Source organism: Providencia rustigianii DSM 4541, assembly GCF_000156395.1.
GTDB lineage: Bacteria > Pseudomonadota > Gammaproteobacteria > Enterobacterales > Enterobacteriaceae > Providencia > Providencia rustigianii.
The window spans coordinates 384,778-385,321 of sequence record NZ_GG703818.1 but is presented as its reverse complement, the minus strand read 5'-3'; the positions used below and the strand labels follow the sequence as shown (position 1 = coordinate 385,321).

2 tRNA genes are annotated in these 544 nt (G+C 42.6%); both read left to right on the top strand.

The features are described 5' to 3' along the window. Positions 1–20 precede the first annotated feature (20 nt). A tRNA-Ile gene (locus PROVRUST_RS06850) sits at positions 21–97 on the top strand. 130 nt (positions 98–227) lie between these two features. After that, positions 228–303: transfer RNA gene (locus tag PROVRUST_RS06845), tRNA-Ala, on the top strand. The last annotated feature ends 241 nt before the right edge of the window (positions 304–544 follow it).

Sequence of the window (544 nt, the reverse complement as noted above, 5' to 3'; positions counted from 1 at the left end):
AATAGAGTAACGGTATCGATAGGCTTGTAGCTCAGGTGGTTAGAGCGCACCCCTGATAAGGGTGAGGTCGGTGGTTCAAGTCCACTCAGGCCTACCAAATCGAATAAATACTGCGTTATAGATTAACTCGTTTACTCATGTAAACGTCGTCAATCTATGCCTGGTCTTGATTCGATTAACTCTGAATTTCTTGCGAAAAGAAAAATCGATACTGGAATTACCTTTATGGGGCTATAGCTCAGCTGGGAGAGCGCCTGCCTTGCACGCAGGAGGTCAGCGGTTCGATCCCGCTTAGCTCCACCATAAATTTTTCTGATTATTCAGAATAGATTAGTAAAATAGTCTATTGCGAATAATTATGCTCTTTAACAATCTGGAACAAGCTGAAAATTGAAAACAACGCACATTGTTTTGCTTAAACAATGTGAGAGTCTCTCAAAAAATCTCAACTTGAACGTGTTTTTCAAACACACAAGCGAGTGGCATGAGCGAGCAGTGTGAAATTCAAGGCGGACAGCGTGCAGCAAGCGCAGCGTACATAAGT